General features: G+C 49.5%; 13 protein-coding genes. All 13 read right to left on the bottom strand.

Going from position 1 to position 16,168, the window contains the following annotated elements:
- Position 1: 1 nt before the first annotated feature.
- The 13 genes from AC6T8Q_RS07875 to rfbC all read right to left on the bottom strand — a co-directional run bounded on the left by AC6T8Q_RS07875 (position 2) and on the right by rfbC (position 16,158).
- Positions 2 to 1,183 carry a glycosyltransferase gene (locus tag AC6T8Q_RS07875; protein ID WP_500678546.1) on the bottom strand — a complete coding sequence of 394 codons (1,182 nt, stop codon included), beginning with the start codon at positions 1,181 to 1,183 and terminating at the stop codon, positions 2 to 4.
- Between the two features lie 66 nt (positions 1,184 to 1,249).
- Positions 1,250 to 2,575 carry a hypothetical protein gene (locus AC6T8Q_RS07870; protein ID WP_500678545.1) on the bottom strand — a complete coding sequence of 442 codons (1,326 nt, stop codon included), beginning with the start codon at positions 2,573 to 2,575 and terminating at the stop codon, positions 1,250 to 1,252.
- Positions 2,576 to 2,663: 88 nt separating this feature from the next.
- Positions 2,664 to 3,599 carry a sulfotransferase domain-containing protein gene (locus tag AC6T8Q_RS07865; protein WP_500678544.1) on the bottom strand — a complete coding sequence of 312 codons (936 nt, stop codon included), beginning with the start codon at positions 3,597 to 3,599 and terminating at the stop codon, positions 2,664 to 2,666.
- A gap of 82 nt (positions 3,600 to 3,681) precedes the next feature.
- Positions 3,682 to 4,836: a glycosyltransferase family 4 protein gene (locus tag AC6T8Q_RS07860; RefSeq protein ID WP_500678543.1), complete on the bottom strand. Its 1,155-nt coding sequence runs from the start codon at positions 4,834 to 4,836 to the stop codon at positions 3,682 to 3,684.
- A 10-nt stretch (positions 4,837 to 4,846) separates the two neighbouring features.
- Positions 4,847 to 5,788, bottom strand: a complete 942-nt coding sequence (locus AC6T8Q_RS07855) for a glycosyltransferase family 2 protein (protein ID WP_500678542.1) — start codon at positions 5,786 to 5,788, stop codon at positions 4,847 to 4,849.
- An 85-nt stretch (positions 5,789 to 5,873) separates the two neighbouring features.
- A complete protein-coding gene (locus AC6T8Q_RS07850) occupies positions 5,874 to 6,845 on the bottom strand; it encodes a polysaccharide pyruvyl transferase family protein (RefSeq protein ID WP_500678541.1) in 972 nt (323 codons plus the stop codon).
- A 27-nt stretch (positions 6,846 to 6,872) separates the two neighbouring features.
- Positions 6,873 to 8,426: an oligosaccharide flippase family protein gene (locus AC6T8Q_RS07845; protein WP_500678540.1), complete on the bottom strand. Its 1,554-nt coding sequence runs from the start codon at positions 8,424 to 8,426 to the stop codon at positions 6,873 to 6,875.
- A 273-nt stretch (positions 8,427 to 8,699) separates the two neighbouring features.
- Complete coding sequence (locus AC6T8Q_RS07840) at positions 8,700 to 10,217, bottom strand: MraY family glycosyltransferase (RefSeq protein WP_500678539.1); 1,518 nt, start codon at positions 10,215 to 10,217, stop codon at positions 8,700 to 8,702.
- 628 nt (positions 10,218 to 10,845) lie between these two features.
- On the bottom strand, positions 10,846 to 12,282 hold the full coding sequence (locus AC6T8Q_RS07835; protein WP_500678538.1) for a hypothetical protein: 1,437 nt from the start codon (positions 12,280 to 12,282) through the stop codon (positions 10,846 to 10,848).
- Between the two features lie 355 nt (positions 12,283 to 12,637).
- Positions 12,638 to 13,855 (bottom strand): class I SAM-dependent methyltransferase, encoded by a 1,218-nt coding sequence (locus AC6T8Q_RS07830; protein ID WP_500678537.1) that lies wholly within the window; start codon positions 13,853 to 13,855, stop codon positions 12,638 to 12,640.
- Positions 13,856 to 13,868: 13 nt separating this feature from the next.
- Entirely contained in the window at positions 13,869 to 14,633 is a 765-nt protein-coding gene (locus AC6T8Q_RS07825; RefSeq protein ID WP_496919864.1) for a cephalosporin hydroxylase family protein, read from the bottom strand.
- Positions 14,634 to 14,695: 62 nt separating this feature from the next.
- Positions 14,696 to 15,634 carry an NAD-dependent epimerase/dehydratase family protein gene (locus AC6T8Q_RS07820; protein WP_500678536.1) on the bottom strand — a complete coding sequence of 313 codons (939 nt, stop codon included), beginning with the start codon at positions 15,632 to 15,634 and terminating at the stop codon, positions 14,696 to 14,698.
- A complete protein-coding gene (rfbC, locus tag AC6T8Q_RS07815) occupies positions 15,631 to 16,158 on the bottom strand; it encodes a dTDP-4-dehydrorhamnose 3,5-epimerase (RefSeq protein WP_500678535.1) in 528 nt (175 codons plus the stop codon). Before rfbC ends, AC6T8Q_RS07820 begins: the two co-directional genes overlap by 4 nt.
- Positions 16,159 to 16,168: the final 10 nt, after the last annotated feature.

Genomic DNA, 16,168 nt, shown 5'->3' with positions numbered 1-16,168 from the left:
TTCAGTTCCTACCAGCATGTTGAAGTGTTTGCTGATACATTCGTTCGTAACCGGCTACCACCTGATCTTCAGCGAGCCACTTCATCACGTAATTACGACCACGCTCGCCCAATCTTATTCTTCTAGCCTCATCCGTCAAAAGTTCAGCAATTGCGTCGGCAAGTTTATCTGGGCGATTGTCGACAATCGATGCTCCTGCTTGTTGTAACTCCCGCCATATGTCCGTGCCACGAGTGGTTACCACCGGAGTTGCGCATGCGAGTGCCTCGGGCAAAACGAGCCCAAAGTTTTCTTGATGTGTCGGCAATACAAATACGTCGGCAACTTCATATAAAGATATCTTAACGTCACCCCGAACCATACCGAGGAAATGGGTTGAATCGCTAACGCCTAATTTTCCAGCGAGTTGCCGTAGTTCGACCACATACTTCTCTTCTCCCGGCCCAGCAATTAGTAAATCAAATGTCAGACCGCGTGCTTTCAGCAGCTGTGCCGCTTGCAACAACAAATCGACGCCTTTCTTAGGATGCACGCGACTCAGAAATAAGATTTTCTGTCTTCTCGAATCAATCTGAGGAAAGGTCGCTAAAGCTGGTCTGGGCCCCGGTAGGTTTTCGTAAGGAGCAAGATCCATAGCACACGCTTGGATGTAGGACAGATATTTTCCTGGGATCCACGGTTGAGCCTGATCGCGTTCCGCTTCAGCTGTGAAATGAACTGTCGTAGCGCGAGTGAATAGCTTGCGACCTCCCAGTGCCAAAAATGCTCGTTTCTTGAATGCTTTCTGTCTCATGCTGTATTCATCGAGCATTCCATGCACCGTAACGATGTATGGAATTTTTTCGCGATATAAGAGGTGCGACAACTGGAGATTACTTAATTCCCAAGGGGTATGCAGATGCACCACATCGGTCTCTTTGAGCATGCTACGAAATTTGTCTAGGGCAGGTCGGTTCAAAACTGCTCCAAACAAGGAAGACGTCGACAACTCTCGGACTTGTGGATAGTCGACTTGAGCTTGCTGCCAAGTCTCCGGCACATCCGTGGCATCGCACGTGGACAGGGTCACACGATGCCCACTTTCAGCCAACGTTCCGCATAAATCGAGTACCGTCTGTACGACTCCACCCTCTTCCCTGCGAATTCTAGGGAAAAAATGAACAATTGATATCGAATCGCGCATAGAATTATCCGCGAATATTATCTAAGAATGACATAGAACTGCGGCGCAACCCTCTCGGAAATCGTCTTATTGCATTTGCGGCCAAGGGTTCATTTGCACTTGAGCTATTTTTTTGCCGAACAAACGGTCCGCTATGAACAGAATTATATATGTAGAAATGAAGCCGAGCACAATTAGATCTGTAAAGACCGCAATGCAACCGCGAGCCAAACCGAACGCTTGTCCCGTAGCCACGGCCGCAGGCAAGATGATGAATGAATTTGTGGGATTCAACCGTACCATTTCATCGATAAACCGCAAGAACTGACCAAAGAATAAGGCGTAGACAATGACCGCCCAATATCCCCCTTCGGCCCTGGCATAACCAAGCACCCCCGGTGGAAGAGTAATTGCATCTTGATTCACACCATCGACATCCGCGAGCTTGGCAATGTCGTTTCCAAGGGGTTCGGGCTTGTCCGGCCACATGAAGCGAGGGATATACCACATCGCCATATACCTAAGACTGTAGAAGTACCGTTGCTCAAAACGATCAGGCCATTGCTCAACGGCCCACAAGGAAGCCGATCCTGTTGCCTGACCCCCCAATAAACTCTTCATGCCCTCTTTAATGTTCGCACCCATCATTTTAGTGATGGCTCCTTTGGCCTCAGATTGTCCGCCAAAGTCGTGACTTCGTGCTGCTGTGAAGGCAGCCACGGCAATTGCAGCAGCGGCCAAGAAAGGGGAGATATAAAGAATCATTTTACCAGGACTCATCAAACGAGCTCGTCGATGATAGACTCCCCAAGCAAATCCCATCACAACGGCCAATAAAGGCCGGCGACCAAAGACCCCAGTCAAAGCAATAACTAAGCTAGCCGCAACAATCAAAGCAGCCAAAACCACCACAGGGATGTTTGATCTTCGATTGCTCCAGACCCAACCACTGATCGCCGAAGAAATCGCAGCAAACGCGATTGACACTTGTGCGCTCGGTGCAGCGAGATTGGGAATTGGCATAAACCTTAAGAGCATGCCTAAGACGATCAAAAATACGGCTAGGCCCAAGAGTAGAAAATCGTTTGTCTCACGTGGGGGGAACTTGAGTTTGCTTGCCGCCCAGGGAGTTAAGCCTATTCTTTGATAGCTAAAAAGAAAGATCGCGACAAATGTTGCCGCCATCATCAGAAACTGCTTGCCGGTATCGCTGGGGAAGTAAACGCGAAAATATGTAAAATTCTCTGATTGAAGCGCAAGTGCAGGACTGGTGAGCTGGTAAATTATAAAACCGACAAGATACATGTTGCGCGCGCTAAACAAGTCTACCTTGCGCGATAGACCTTGCTTGAGCATCAGAAAGACAAGTGCCGTTGCGATGCTAAACAGAGCAACAACTGTCGAATTAATCATATGAATTAGATACTAAGTCAAACGTAAGTAATTTCGAAGGCGTCTACAGGCCCCAAGTACGTATTTGTAGATTATACCTCAAACGGGACTAAAGCATTTCCTTGGAAGGAACCTTTTCAAGGTCATATTCCGTCAAATCGTTCCAACCGGTCAGCTTTTGCCCTTGCCACTGCTCTAGACATTTCGAGTCTTGAGCGTAATAGGCAATCAGTTGCTCTTTCAACTGGGCTGACAATCGCGGACGCTCGGCAGAGAACAGCCTGCTCCAAATGAGACGATCAAGCAGGTTATTGGCAGCCACAAGTGGAGTTTTAAACAATCCACCTTGCCGAACAAAATATTTGCCATCGGGTGACCAAGTACGGGTATGTCGGTCGATCACATCCCATAAACGCAGTCTAGCAATAGAATAGGGCGCTTTCATGGGACGTGAATTGAAAGAAGCAGGATGGAAATCAGTTGCCACTCCAAGAAATGCATATAATTGAGCAAGTTGGCCTTGCGCATCTAGTTTCATATCTTCGAGCAACATCACCAAGATATTCTTTCTTGGAAAGTACTCTTCGTAGTGCCTTAACTGTTTGCCATAAAGCCCAAATTCCAAAACATCCTGTGCACGTGGAAACTCCTTATATTCACCTCGCAAAATCCTTCGCATGCCAATCTCGACAGGTGCAATCGGCAGTAGTCCCGTCTTCATATAGTGAAAATAACCAGAGACGGCTCGCTCGATCGGATGTCGCAAGATCGCTACGATTTTGAGGTCGGGCATATGCCGCTGCAAACGCTCTGGGCACTCGGGATGCCCTAAAAGATTCGGCCGCTTCACGCCAAGAACTTGGCCGGGCTTAGCGGCTTCAAAGTACTTCTCAAAATCCTCGATCCGGTCCTCTGCATAAAGCGAGTCTTCAAAAAAAGCGACTTCTTGCTCCGGCATGAAGATCTGCGGATGGTCGTTCAGGCATTCGAGTAAATATGTCGAGCCAGCTTTCTGAGCTCCGACCACAAAAAAATCTGGCAGCATGTTAATTGCAATTCAAGGATGTTAGACCGGAAAAATCACGGAACATTAATATTATACTTTCACTCGCAATCGCCAGCGCAGTTTATGATCTCCCATCGCAGTGACGTACGGCTGCGGCCATTCCTGCCACCATATTCTCCAGGCTAAATTCCTCGTTGACGGTTCGCACAGCTTCTAAAGACATTCGCTGAGCCAACTCATGGTTCAAGAAAATGGTGCGGAGCGAATCCGCCAGCGATTTCGCATTGAGATGATCGTACAGCAAGCCATTTTCCCCAGGATTGAGTGCTTCGATTTCGGGGTTTTGACTACCTATGTCGTTGCTTGTCACAACCGGTAGCCCATAACCAAATGCATGCAAAATACTTAAACCTATATTCGCCGGATAACAAAAGACATTCGAGGCCAGAAACCAAGGTGCCAGTGCGGTCTCGTCGTATATTGGCCCAACAAAGTGAAGCCGGTTAGAAACACCACGATCATGTGCCAGTGCCAGAAGCCGTGCTTGCTCTTCAGCTCCTTTGCCAACAATATTCACTTGCAACTTTGGAAATTCATCGACTAGGAACACGACGGCTTCAACCAATAAATCTAATCGATTTGCCTGTTCAAGTCTCGAAACAAACAAAATATTGGGACCTGATCCCAAATTCTGTTCACGGCGGAAGGCATCGAGTTTGTCGGGATTACTATCCCAAAAAATCTTCGCCTGCCGGATAGGCTCCTGGTCCAAACTGTTGCGGGCAACAAAAATTGATCGCGAATCAAAGCCAGCGTTGAGATAGGAGTTGGCCGCTGCTTGATTGTAAAACATAAGTGCCGTAGCCAACCTTGCGACTGAATTGCGCACTTTACTTCGCATCGAGTTTTCGGTTTTTGAATACCCGTGGCCCCACAAGATCGTAGGCACCCCCATCGCTTTAGCCTTCAGCAAGGTTGGGACAAGGCTCAAATAGCGAGGATTCCAAGTCAACATCAACACGTCCGCGTTTTTGAGCGAGGCAGAATTCCACTGCGCTGAGTGCCAGAAGACATATTGACCACGAAGCGACTTTTGCCACAAGAAAACTGGCTCGGCATCAAATCCGTCAGGTTCCACGTTGGGGAGATCGGGACGCGCACCATAAAGCAATTTGAGATCGATGTCTGGGTATTTCGCCAATTCACGAAATACAGGTACTCGATATTTCGCTAGCGATGGTTGCTGAATAATCAGGCGAATCTTCTCGATTGCCATAGTGATATGCTCAGGAGCTTGCGAGGAGAACGTTGTGAGAGTCGAGAATTGCTGTCAGTTCCGAAAGGCGAAGCATTGAAAACCTAGAAAGCTCGTGAAATGCGCGGAAGCTATTGTTCGAAACCGGACTACGACTGGCGCGCGCTTTCCACGCATCAGCGACAGCACATCCCGCCGCAGCCACTGGCTGTAAAGGACAACCCTTTGCAATACCATTTTTGACTTGTCTTAACGACGTTACCGCAAGAAAAGATATGAGCGTAGGAAAAGGTACATACCGCCATCCAAATTGATAAAAGTTCCGTGCAGACCAAAAGATGATACGTGATCGATCCCCTGCTCTGGCCTGCGGATAATGGTCGATATGATATTGGCTGGCGACGCGTACGATCTTGCCCAACTCTAACATTTTGAGCGAAAGCCCCCGTTCTTCGCCCTGGCGGAATGTGCCGCAATAGGAGCCGCAATCGAAAAATAGCTGCTTGAGGATGGCATTGGCTCCTCCGCTAAATATTGGCACACATAAGAAGTCATCGGACTGAGGTTCTACAGGCAGACGTTGTCGAACCGTTCCATCGGGTAAGTGGTCGATCAAAGGAATCGTCACCGCACCGACATAAGGTTTATCGAACTCTGCCAGCACGCTGGCGACCAAACCTGGGCCCGAGAAAGTGGCATCATCGTCGAGAGTGAAGACAACATCACCAGTTGCAACTTCAAAACCTTGGTTTCTCGCAGCAATTATTCCCACAGGCGAGTGGTTTTTCAGAATTATCGCGTGAGGACACAGTTGCCGAGCAACTTGCGAGGTGTTGTCACTAGATGCATCGTCGACGATAACAATTTCGCACTTGACTGTTTGAATCAGTGCAGACTCCAGAGCCCGCGAAAAGAGTTCCGCACGGTCTTTGGTGGTAATTAATATCGTGGCAGTTTGTGGAGGCAAAAACATTCGATATGGATGAAATCAAAAATTTTATAAGTTGTGACAATCAATTGCCAAGAAGTTAGTGAAAAATCTAACCTAGGTGGCAAAGTCAAGCATGTTCTATCGCTCTACCATTCTGAAAGGACGGTGACGATCTGCATTGCTCCAAGATCAAATCTAACATGCCCTGCCAACTCTTCTTGTAGTAGTCAACGACACCCCCATTAATTGCACTCGAAGCTAGTGCTACTCCATGTGGGATTGCTCGATAAGGATGAATTGGCACTCCTAGGTCATCCAGAATCGTGGTCCTACTGTCGTTGGTACCGAAGTAAAATACGCGTTTCCCATATGCGAGGGCAGGCAAAGCCCCATGCAAACGTCCTGTGATGACCACAGAAGCACGCTTGAAATAGCTCAGGTACATATCAAGGTCGCCGTGATAATCTACCAAAGGTAATCGCCACCCCGCGGCCCGAATTCGGTCATAGTCATTTTTTTGATGACAAATTCCAATCACATTGGCGTCGTGAGAGAGTTGGCGACCATAGCGAACCTGTGTTCGTAAGTGATGCCGGCCAAAGCTAAACAGCACAAAGCCATCGTTGCCTGTACCGTCGTTGGGCAGCAACAATGTCGGACAGCCCATGTAAATGGCTTGAATCCCAGCGCGAGTGATCTGATCGTAAGTGTATGGGTCGCGACAGCCAACAGGTTGACAGCACAACCGCACGATTCCTAAGTCAGGTTCTGGTGGCTGACGAAAGCGGAGAACTCGAGTCCGAAGTAAAAAGCCGTATGGCTTTTGTGGCGCCCAAATATTTCCTGCTAAGCAATAAATAGGAATATTCAGTTCAGATAGCGAACGCAAACCTTGAGATTGGCCTGCCGTCAACAACGTACAACCGGGGATGATTGCAAAATCATACTCGCCTTGGGGCAGGCCCCCACCGTTGAGGCAATCGAATTCGTCATACTTCAATTGCAGCTGATTCTTCAATAACCTCTTCGTAGCGAAATCAATGATCAGATTTCCGTAGTTGATGGCCGAATCGGTAAAGTTAGCGTAAAGATATTTCATTGTTGGTATTCGCGGATTTAACAGAAACTACTGTGGCGTTGATCCGTCGGCAAGCTTCCTATCGGGTCCCATGAAAATTCTAGGCCACAAACTTGCGATTCGTGATATCAAGGCCAGAACGTCATCCTTCATCAGCCAAAACGCCAACAACAGGTAGGTCACCGAAAAACTCGCGATTTTGATTGCGGCAGCTCTCCAGGGGCTCACAACTACATTTGCCTGAAGCCATTGGACACTGCTAACGCCCGCGAGATACGCCACAAAGGCAACCGCTACAGGCAAAAGATATGAAATAACTCCTGCTCGGAAATAGGTAACGCCGTTGTAGGTCAATGCAGCCCGCTGCAGGAATAACATACGAATGATGACATTCGCACTCACGACAAATGCCACACTTACGGCGCTCCCTAGCCAAGCCGCCACTCCAACGCTGGCGGAAAAGATCGCGGTCGTCAACACATCAAAGGTCAAAACGGTTCCAAATCTCCCCTGGGCATTGAGGAGCGCATTGGAGATCGCCCCAACGCAACGGAAAGCCATGCCTAAGCACAGAACCACTAAAATAGGAACCATATCAATATACTCTGGCCGGTAACCGATCTCAACAAATTCCTTGGCAATTAGCCCAAGAAGAAAACAACTAGGCATGACGACCAGCGAAATGGCTCGAGTTGCGCGAACTGTCGTTGCCAGTCGACGTTCTTGCTCGGGAATGTGAACTAATGAGGGCATCAAGACTTGCACGAGGCTTTCGGAGAACAAACGCAAAGTTTGCGTTGAGATATTAAATGCCAGAAAATACAAACCCACAACGACCTTATCGTGGAACATGAGCAGGAAGAAATAATCGATGTTTGCCGAGAGAACGGTCAGCACACGACTTGCGAATAGCACAAGTGAACTATGAAGTATCCCCCAACAATCGTCGATGGAAAATCTCCTACCGATTTGCGGACGCACAAGCCACCAGGTAATTGCCAGCTGAATCAATGCCACAATAGGGAAGGGAATTACCAGGCTCATAGCACCAAATCCGTAGTAGGCCAGCGTGATCGAAATCACACAGGTCAAAACGACATTTAATGCACCTAACATAGCGATTTGTGCAAACTGCATCCTGATGCGTAATGCTGACTCAGGTAAGACACAAACTGCACGTAAGGGAATCGAAAGTGCTACAACATAGATCATTCTAGCTGCGAGAGCGTTTTCTTCTCCTTGGTACCAGAAGTACGTCACCACACAGACGCTCGCCGCCCCCAGCAGCCCTAGTAGCGCACTTAGCCAAAAAACCGGAGCAGCGAGCTTGTCATACTCAGCATGACGCTGAATCAAAAGGGTCCGAAGTCCAGGTGAAGCGATTAGCTCGGCGACCGCCCGCACCATATTGGTCATCGCGAATAGACCAAAGTCTTCGCGGACCAACAAATAGGCCAACAGCAACTGACTGCCGAAAGCGACAACCCTTGCCACCAATGTTTCACTGACCAGCCAAGCCACGCTCGATACGGCCCTGCTAGGTTTAGTTACCTTTTTGCTGGGGCCTGCGGTTGCAGTTGGAGTAGTAGGTTCAAAAGACATCGATATCTACTGCTCAAGAATTGTGATAAAGGAAGCAATGACTGTTAAATAGAGGAAACCAGGATTCTCACAAGATACCCCCATCTACGCACGATGGGCGATGCGATCTACTTCCGCTTTTTGATTAGGAACGTCTAGAGGTGGGGCAGAATATCTTCTCTCTTACGAGATCAATAAAGAGGACTCGAAATAGGAAGGATATTCACATTTCCAAGAGTTAGCCGGGGGGCAGGATCCCTCCCACGAAACTATTCCTGTAAGCTTAACTAAAGCTCATGCCACGGGAACCTGAGAGGCGACCTTAGCAGAGGGTATTTCTGGCGTCGAAGGTTGTGGCAATTCTTTAACGGCATTGTTTCCTGCCAGAGCTACAATCTCATTTTCGAGCGGCTCAAGGAGCTCCATCAGCTGATTAATGGTTTCGCAAGAAGTCATGCCCATGGGCCTGTTGCCGCAAACTGTCAAACGGCCGATGACGTGCTCGCCCGAAAACAAAGGGACTTCCGCACCCCAGCGTTGTGACTTCTCCGTACGGCACGGCCGACGCCACGAGGCATGAAACCCTTCCTGCAAGGCCGCAAGGTTCACGTCGAGTTTCACTTCAATGAGATCCAGTTTCTCGGCATACTCGATCACTGATTGCCACATGAGGTTCCAATCCCTCGAGCCTTGCAACCGGAAAACGTACTGCCGCGCACCACCGGCTCGGAAGATGGACATGAGCAATCCCTTCAAACGACTGATCACCATGACCAACTCAATGTGACCAAACATTTGAGTCAGAATCAGAATGAGCAGCACGGAAAGGATCGTAAGCAAGGCAATAACATCGTTCCTCATGAAAATGCTGATCATTGCCCCGGCACAGGTAATGGCGCAACACACGGCTACAACGGCCAGAACGCGAGTGTTCTTGCCGAAGACCGCCATCAAACGATGGTGCAGATGCCCGCGATCCGTGGCGTAAATACTACGGCCTGAGAGTTTGCGGCGAATAATCGCTGCTACAGAATCGAAGATTGGTAGTGCCCAAATAGCTAGTGGAGCGGCCATGGCGACCGTGGCCGGTCCTTTCATCGAACCGCCAATCGCCAAGGTACCCACCACTAAGCCGATGAGCATGCTCCCAGCATCACCTAAAAACATCCGAGCGGGCGGAAAGTTGAAAGGCAGAAAACCGAGAAGACTTCCCACAAAAACTGCTGCTACAACCGCCACAGCTGGTTGGGACATAAAGACCGCAATCATTGAAATCGTGGCACAGAGAATAATACCGATGGTCGTGGCCAACCCATCTATACCGTCGAGCAAATTCAAGGAATTAATTGCCCCGAGGAGCCAGAACACGGTAAAAGGTATCGAAAAGTATCCCAGTGATATCTTGTAGTCGAAGACGACAATCGTGTGAATCTGCAGTCCAGAGGCGATGACGATTAAGGTTGCTATAAATTGTCCAAATAATTTATAGCGCCCCTTCATGCCGAAGCGGTCGTCCCACAGTCCCAATAACACGATCCAACCACATGCGAGCAGTAAGCCACCCAACAAGGATTCATTCTCGCCCAACAACTTTTGCAGCCGGGAAGAGGAAAAATATTCGACAGCAAAGGTGATGGCAGCAGCCAAAAACACTGCTAAGCCGCCACCTAAGGCCACTTCGCGTTTGTGACTTTTGTGATGCCCGTCGGGACGATCAACCAATCCCCACTGAGGGGCGAAGATGCCGACAAAGTTTGTGATCGTGTAGCTCACAAACGCGGCGATACAGCAAACGGCTAAGAGGTAAAACATGTTGTAAAAGACTCCTCAGCGTTACCGCTGATCAGCATCAGAATCCCTGCTGAGTCGCTTGTGATTTACTCACAATTCATTGTAAGCATGCTTGTTAAGGAACTGGGAAGTCTTGCTAGGAAGTAACGTTCCCCACAATCCGCCCTCACGATTGAGGACGCCTTCTCTCGAATTCACGTCATTTCTTATTGTCTGTAGCCGCCACCCAACCCGTAAAGGCCTGAGTGTGCCTAGGAGCTAAAAGAAGCCGTCGATTTGACGTTGAACTTGCTCTAACCCGCTTCAAGCCGTCAGCCCCTAGAATCGTCATTCTCCAACATTCCTGCTGGCGTGGCGTGAAACAAAGCAATTGGCGGGCCAGAGGCTAGAAACTCTCAAAATCTCGGCTTCAGGCCCCCGACGATTGCAGAACGCAACTCATTGTTTGAAAAGCAGTTATCGGCGGTCAGCAAGTCTGGCAAAACGACTTGGTTCGCTACAATTTATCTTTGCGGGTATCCCAAAAAGTGTCAACAAATTCGACACGGGTTGGGTAAATGCTGCAAAATATCAACGCATCCAGAGTCGAGACATTTTGAGAGATTCCGTTTCGATGCTAATCATTAACTCTTGATAGCATCCTCGAACATCACTCGCCAATCATCACTCGCAAAGGTTGTGAACGCAGGCCATTTTCGCCTTTGGCTACTGCCATCAGTGTGACGGTACCTGATCCAAGCTTGCTTTTCTCAATCGTGAATGGCCCCTCGCCGCTGGGCAATTTGGCGACCTCAACACCGTTCCACACGATGGAAGTTGGCGTCGGCTGCGTCGCCGAAAGTCTGAAATTCAAAATTGGCGATTCCGTGCCAGAAGCCAAGGACAATTGAATCGCATCGCGTCCATTCTTGACGTTGAGTGATCCTATCCACCGGCCTTGTGTTTCTATCGGAGTGTTGTCCGTCCCCACAACGCGAACTTCGTGATAGCCATCTGCCATTTTCGTTGTATCCAGCTTGAATCGTTCGCCTGGAAAAATTTGTTGCTGCAAATTTCCATCGACGAACAACTGAAATGAAGCCACAGGCTGTTGCGTGCCTGTTGCCGTAGGAACAATTTCAACGACTCCTTTGGCAAATTCTCCTTCGGTAATCCCCGTCACGGTAACCTTTGGTATTTTTGCCCAAGGCTGACAGAGGGGATCGCCAACCAGTATTTGCTGAAACGGGCTAGCCACGGCTTGGTAAAACGATTCTGCGAGCGAACAACCGTGCACGTAATGCACGTGCAAAGAAGCATTGGGGAACTTTTGAGGAATGGCCGTAGGTTCGATCACCGTGCCGCAAGCACCTGCCGCGCCGATACGTAGAAACTCGCTAATTACTGTTTGACGTTTATCTGGCAAGAATTGCCCGCCTGAGCTTGTCAAATTGTCGCAGAATGCCCCGGGAAGAAAACGGCTTCCCGAACCCGCGGGATTCACATTGCTATGACCACATGTCACTCCCGCCATGTCCGGCCTATTCTGTGGAAAGAATTCCTGAACGATTTGGGCCCGTACGCCCGCAAGCTGGATAAGCCGCACAGCTGCCGGGAAGTCTTGATCGCGTACTTTTGAGCGGATGGTCTTGTTTGCCGCAAAGTAAATCGTCCCGCCGGGAGCACTCCCGTCAGCGGGCACGGCGCGTTGTAAATACCACGCAATCTCGTCCACGGTGTTGCCTGGGACGGTATTAACTCCCAACATGGCCGACATCATGTAAGGAAGACCTTCCTGTCCAGCGCGTTTCCCACCTAACGACCAACGATAGTTAGCTCGAAATGCTCTTGATACTACCACCAACGGATCAAAAGGTGCCGCATAAAAGTTTGCGTTGAGCCCGAACATTTCTTTGCGGTGTTGTTGCACGAAGGCATACAGATATGTGGCACTCGTCAACGAACACATGGGCGTAAAACTACGCCCCAGATTCTCAGAGGCGAACTGCTTCTTAAAGTCGACGCGCCAAGGAAAGTCGCATGAATAGACGACGCAGTCGATCTGTTTTGATAACTTACGCTTTTCAATCTCCTTAAAAATGGGCAATAGGATTAGTTTTTCGAAGATATTGCTGGGAATGGAAACCCTGCCTGCGGGAAAATTTAAATAGAAAACATTAGTTGGCGGTATCTTACGTAAATCGATGTAGTAATTTGCCACGGTTTTTGATGCTTCGCTGTTGACATTTACGACCAACAGAACGTTTTCAGGTCCGCCACCTGCAACGCATATTTCAGGGGTAAGAAAATTGGTTGTCCAACTTGCCCAAAAAAAGCCGCAAACAAATAAGGTACGAAGCATATTGGCCTACATATCTCTGGAGTTGTAAATACTCACATCGATTGTAAGCGCTGGAGAACTGGCAAACAACTTGCCTGCCCTGTTACCTAATGCAAGGTATTCAGCTTGCCGCAGCCAGTTTGCCCAAAGTTTGGCAAGCTGCGTTAATCAAGATGGGATCGACACCTAGCGCTTCGCAGCAAGAGAGAATTTCTCGCCAGTAATTCTCGTTCATTACAATCACAACTGTTGGTTTTTGTGACTGAGCTTGCAATACGGCAGGTGCATCAATTCGGTGACCAACAATCGGCGTATAGCAACCTTGCTTATTGGGATTGATGTCGATTCGATAGTCAATCAGCGTCGCTTTAGGATCCACCAAGTAAGAGAACAAAGTTCCTTTGGTAGCCATTCCCCAAAGCACAATCTGATAATTCTCGCGCTTTAGCTCTAAAAGATGTTCGCGAGCATTCTCAATGAGCGAATCTTCTTGACGCACGTACTGCATCGCTTCTGAAATTAATCGCTGTCCCGTCGTGCCAGTATCGACCGAAGCTTTTAAGCAAGATGTCCGTGCTTCGAGCCACATATATTGGTCGCCAAAAGCTGCCCGTACCTGCTGGATCCGCATCCCCGCCAACGTCGCAGCCGTGGCTAAGCTCGTGGGCGTAAAATAATTGCAATGCTCGTAGCAATAATCCCAAAAGGCTCGTTCTTTGAGAATCCAACCCAAATCCGGCACTTCCACAAACACCGGTACATCGGGGAAGGCTCTCAGCGCTTCGAGAATTGTTGCAAGAAACTCGACCGGCTGAGGAATGTGTTCCAGCACATGGCGGCAAATGACTAAGCTTGGCTTTTCTTGCAGCTGTCCTTCCGCAAAAAAATCGCGAATGAATCGCAAGCGGCCTTGGTTTTCTATGAGATCCCCTTCGTAGCTAGGATCAATTCCTAAGCCACGGACATTGGGATATTTATCGCAAAGGGCTTTGAGGAATGTCCCTTTGCCGCAACCGACGTCGACGATGAATCCTTCGTCGTGGAGATAAGTTTTGTTGAAATAGTCTGCCAAGCTTCCGTAGTAGTTGGCCATCGCCGTCGAAGGAACACTGTTGTCATATCCTTCATCGTACGTCAGCAATTCGGGATCGAATTGGCCGTTGAATGCGAAACCGCAGCTCTCACAAATTGTCAAAGCGAATTGCCCCGGCTTCACGGCATGCGCAAGTTTCTCGCTGCGATACACATAATTTTGCATCGCTGGCAAGCGATGACGCTTAACCGTGTTGACCGTTTGCTGGTTCTTACAGACGGGGCATGGTGAACTTTGATCGCTCAAGATGACTCTCCGCTTACGCAACTCGTTTCAGCCACGCACTTGGCCAGTGAGTCACGTTGTCGCACAATGGACTCTCGTTAAAGGTCCATTCGGGTTGCTCCAGCAGAAACTCGGGATGCTCCTCGGCAAACTCCACCGCAGCCGCTTCGGGATGATCGTCCTTCCACGTTGGGTTACCACGAGGTACGTCATGAACGAATTTCATGATCCCGTCGGTCGCGACGATGTAGGATCCCAGCGAAACGAGTGGATAATAAGCTTCTAGCTCGGCACGCACGTGAGACTTGGTGTGGCAGGAGTCGAGGATCACTAAGACCTTTTCACCTGGCTTGATGAGCGACCGCACTTGGTCCAATGTTTCTGATCCCGCTGAATCTCCCTCAATGAGGGAAATGTACGATGCCAGCTCATGGTTCTCGATGGCCTTGCGGTTGTGTGGGCGGATTTCGATATCTACGCCAACCACACGGCCTTTGCCCAAAACTTTGCAAAGGCTAGCATAAAAAATCAACGAGCCGCCGTGAGCCACGCCTGTCTCTAGAATCACATCGGGCTTCAGACGGTAAATGACTTCCTGTGTTCGAATCATATCTTCAGGGAGCTGAATAATCGGACGGCCCAGCCACGAAAACGTGTAGGGATACTTTTGGTCCCAACCAATTCGCAGCCACTCGCGCGAAAGAATGTTAAACGCTTCAGGTGAATAGAGTTTCATCGTCCGGTGTTCGCCATCAATTTCCGTCAGCGTGCCGGCAACGGTATCGATCGTCAATTTCATAAATTCATCCCTGAAAGTCTCGACGGAAATACGCGGCTATCCGAATCCGCGATTGGATAATCTCAACTGGCTCCACTTTTCGCAAGATCAACACCCTGAGTGCTGGCATCATGGGAACTACAAGCGGAAATCGTCGCTCGCAGTCCCTCGGCAAGCGAAAATCGTGGTCGCCAACCGACCTTGTGGATCAAGCGACCGTTATCCCCCACTATTAAAGCAGGATCGTGGGGACGGGCAGGCAACGCCCCGAGTCTTAAGAGCGACTCACCATCCATAAGTCTTGCTGTTTGTTCGGCCATTGAACCGATCGAGGTCGCCGTTCCCGAGCAAACATTGATCGGTCCCATCGCTCCACTCTCGATGATCGCGACAATCGCGCGGGCAACATCTTGAATGTAAAGAAAATCTCGTCGTTGCTCGCCCGTTGAACACAGTGCCGGTTCGCCACGTGCAATGGCCGAGATCACCGAGCCGGGCATCCGGTCGATGCTAGCGCCCGGGCCATACACGAAAAACAGTCGTGCCCAGGCCGTGCTTATCCCTTGGCGACTTAATTGATCCAGATAACGCCCCGCGGCTAGTTTTGCTTCACCGTAAGGCGTGCTGGGGCGGCAAGGCGTTTCATGCTCTGTGCAGATACCCTGGTTCCAATCGTATTCCGCACACGAACCGAGCCCAACAATTCGTAATCCGCCGCATTCAACAAAAGTTTCAAATAGTTCAAGACTCGCTTCCAGCCACTCGTGGTTATCCGGCGAGTGCCAAAAATCTTTGGGATTGGTACACCAAGCAGCATGCAACAAGTGCGTGGGCTTCACATTTTGCAACAGCGTCCGAATTTCGCGCGGCTCCTTCATGTCGGCGCAATGCGAATGAACCTGCGGAATGTGTTCATCTATGTTGCGCGAGACGGTATGAATTTCCCATTTCTGCCGATCAAGCCACGGCAGGCAAGCGCGGCCAACAAACCCTGTCGCTCCAGTTATTAATAGCCGCTTCATGCTAACCTCGGCCAATCTTGATCTCGCTGCGAAATCACTTTGACTTCGCCCGGCCAGTAGATGCCCAGCGCAGGATCATCCCATCGCAGTCCTCGCGCGCTTTCAGCAGAATAGCCTGTCGACATTTGATAGTAGACTTCCACGTCATCGCTCAGGGTGAGAAATCCGTGAGCAAACCCCTCGGGAATGTAGAGCATGTCGCCATTCGCCTGATTGAGCTGAAATCCTTGCCAACGGCAATACGTGGGTGAATCGGACCTCACGTCCACCACCACGTCGAAAATGCTTCCGCGGTTACAGCGAACGATTTTGATCTCAGCATGCGGGGCGATTTGAAAATGCATCCCTCGCAGTGTCCCTCGCACACGATTGTGCGAGACATTGATTTGCGTCAAGTTCGTGTTCAAACCTTGTTCCGCAAACTCACGTTCGCACCATAAGCGTGCGAAATAGCCACGCTCGTCTTCATTACGTTCCGGCTGTAAGAGCATTACGCCATCGAGTTCCGTAGGCAGAAATCGCACACGCCTCTCC

Source organism: Bythopirellula sp. (assembly GCF_041737835.1).
Taxonomy (GTDB): domain Bacteria; phylum Planctomycetota; class Planctomycetia; order Pirellulales; family Lacipirellulaceae; genus Bythopirellula.
The sequence above is the reverse complement of the archived record's forward strand: the minus strand, read 5'-3'. Positions and strand labels throughout refer to the sequence as shown.

What these genes read in the sequence shown, in the direction of transcription:
- AC6T8Q_RS07875 (WP_500678546.1), bottom strand. Translation starts at nt 1,183, where the DNA reads ATGCGCGATTCGATATCAATTGTTCATTTTTTCCCTAGAATTCGCAGG.
- AC6T8Q_RS07870 (WP_500678545.1), bottom strand. Translation starts at nt 2,575, where the DNA reads ATGATTAATTCGACAGTTGTTGCTCTGTTTAGCATCGCAACGGCACTT.
- AC6T8Q_RS07865 (WP_500678544.1), bottom strand. Translation starts at nt 3,599, where the DNA reads ATGCTGCCAGATTTTTTTGTGGTCGGAGCTCAGAAAGCTGGCTCGACA.
- AC6T8Q_RS07860 (WP_500678543.1), bottom strand. Translation starts at nt 4,836, where the DNA reads ATGGCAATCGAGAAGATTCGCCTGATTATTCAGCAACCATCGCTAGCG.
- AC6T8Q_RS07855 (WP_500678542.1), bottom strand. Translation starts at nt 5,788, where the DNA reads ATGTTTTTGCCTCCACAAACTGCCACGATATTAATTACCACCAAAGAC.
- AC6T8Q_RS07850 (WP_500678541.1), bottom strand. Translation starts at nt 6,845, where the DNA reads ATGAAATATCTTTACGCTAACTTTACCGATTCGGCCATCAACTACGGA.
- AC6T8Q_RS07845 (WP_500678540.1), bottom strand. Translation starts at nt 8,426, where the DNA reads ATGTCTTTTGAACCTACTACTCCAACTGCAACCGCAGGCCCCAGCAAA.
- AC6T8Q_RS07840 (WP_500678539.1), bottom strand. Translation starts at nt 10,217, where the DNA reads ATGTTTTACCTCTTAGCCGTTTGCTGTATCGCCGCGTTTGTGAGCTAC.
- AC6T8Q_RS07825 (WP_496919864.1), bottom strand. Translation starts at nt 14,633, where the DNA reads ATGAAATTGACGATCGATACCGTTGCCGGCACGCTGACGGAAATTGAT.
- AC6T8Q_RS07820 (WP_500678536.1), bottom strand. Translation starts at nt 15,634, where the DNA reads ATGAAGCGGCTATTAATAACTGGAGCGACAGGGTTTGTTGGCCGCGCT.